This is a genomic window from Erythrobacter sp., assembly GCF_038133525.1.
GTDB lineage: Bacteria > Pseudomonadota > Alphaproteobacteria > Sphingomonadales > Sphingomonadaceae > Qipengyuania.
Genome location: NZ_JAYPTL010000146.1, coordinates 1 through 2,113, shown reverse-complemented (window position 1 = coordinate 2,113; position 2,113 = coordinate 1). Strand labels below are relative to the sequence as shown.

1 protein-coding gene is annotated in these 2,113 nt (G+C 62.2%); it reads left to right on the top strand.

Annotated features, from left to right (window positions below; genetic code table 11):
• Window positions 1-170 precede the first annotated feature (170 nt).
• Window positions 171-2,113: N-6 DNA methylase (locus tag AAFM29_RS17310; protein ID WP_341713967.1), on the top strand; the 1,943-nt coding region annotated here is incomplete at its 3' end.

Sequence of the window (2,113 nt, the reverse complement as noted above, 5' to 3'; positions counted from 1 at the left end):
GAATATGGTGACGCGTTCGAGGCTTAGGCCCATTCCCGTGCTGCACAATTGTCCGAGGATCATGACCGCGTGAAATCCGCAACCCGTGGCGAGGGCTCTACAACCGAGGTGGAAGCGGTCCTGCCTGCCGATGTCATCGGCCTCTATGTCCTTGTGCCGGAGGCAAACTGATGGCGATCCGTGCAGCCGAACTCGGCCTTGTCGCCGTTACGATTGAAGGTGGTTTGATCGCACCGGAGCAGGTGCAGAAGATCGCCGCCGCTGATCGCACTGCCAAGTTGGCACTCAGCTATGATTGCCCGAAGGGCTTGGGGCTTGGCGACGAAATCGCCCGCTACTTCCGCATCGGGCAGCATTTGTGGACCGAATTTGCCCGCATTGACGCACCTACTGTCACGCAAACGGCGCAGTTTGCGCAGAGCTTGCTCACCCAATGCTTCGGCTTCGACAATCTGACCGGTCCGGTCGAGCACACCGAAGGCAATCGCCGCTTCCGCCTTGCTTGGGAGGCGAAGGATGGCCGTGTTCCCATCGTCGTCGCGGCCCCGATCGAAGGCAAGGATGCGTTCAATGTCGCCATGCCTGAATTCGGTGACGGACAAGGCGGCGGGCGTCTGAAGCGCAGTCCTGTCTCTCTATTGCAGGACTGGCTCAATGGCACCGACCACGCCTTGTGGGGCCTGGTCTTCGCCGGAGACCGCGTAAGGCTGATGCGCGACAATGCCAGCCTGACCAGGCCTGCATGGATCGAGGCCGACCTCGGCGCGATGTTCCGCGACGATATGTTCGCCGACTTCACGCTTTGGTGGCTATTGGCCCACGCCACCCGCTTTGGCGCAGCCGGTGCGGCGCCGTCCGACTGCGCTCAGGAAGAGTGGCGCAACGAAGGCATGAAGCAAGGCACCGCCGCACGGGACAAGCTGCGCGACGGGGTGGAACTGGCCCTGTTCGAACTGGGCCAGGGTGCGATCGAGGCGAGCCCTGCCTTGCGCGAGAAGCTAGCGGACCACGGTCAGCTTGCGGCGTTCTTCGAAGAACTGCTCCGCACAGTCTATCGCCTCATCTTCCTTGCGGTAGCAGAGGATCGCGACCTGCTCCACGCGCGCAATGCGACGAAGGATGCCCGAGCGCTTTACGCCGCCAGCTATTCCTTCACCTTCTGGCGCGAACGGTCCCGCCGCCGCGTGGCGCGCGATGCGCATCACGATGCGTGGGAAGCGATGAAGATCACGCTGGGGTGCCTTGAACATGGCGAGGATATGCTGGGCTTGCCCGCGCTTGGCGGGCTGTTCGCCAAGAACGCGACCCCGCTGCTGAACGAAGCAGCCATTCCCAATCGCCGCTTTCTGGAGGCGGTGTTCAACCTTGGCTATTTGCGCAAGGACGGGGCGATCCATCGCATAAACTGGCGCGATTTAAAGACCGAAGAACTGGGCAGCGTTTACGAAAGCCTGCTCGAAATCAGACCGCAGCTGGCCGCGAATGGACAGTTCAGCCTGGATAGCGGGGCGAAGGGAAATGCCCGCAAGACCAGCGGCAGCTATTACACGCCGGACTCTCTGGTCGAAACGCTGCTCGACAGCGCGCTAGATCCGGTGCTGGACAAGGCCGAGGCCGAAGGCGGCGTTGATGGCATCCTGGATCTGAAAGTGATCGATCCGGCTTGCGGGTCGGGCCACTTCCTGCTGGGTGCGGCGCGGCGCATGGCGGATCGGGTGGCGCGGCTGCGGAACGAGGATGCGGGGAAGCAGGAGACGCAGGCCGCCCTGCGTGATGTCGTTTCACGCTGTATCCACGGGGTGGACCGCAATCCGATGGCGGTGGAACTGGCCAAGGTGGCGCTGTGGATTGAATCCGTCAGTCCCGGCCAGCCCCTGGGCTTTCTTGACGCCAATATTCGGTGCGGCGATGCGCTGCTGGGCGTATTCGATTTGGATGCTCTGGAGGACGGCATTCCGGATGAAGCCTACAAGGTTCTGACGGGCGACGACAAAAAGGCGGCTGCCTTTTACAAATCCAAGAACAAGGCTGAAAAGTCGGGTCAGGGCACGCTCGACTACGAAAGCGGCACCGGCGCGATGCCGCCCAAGAAGCTGGCCGCGAACCTGAATTC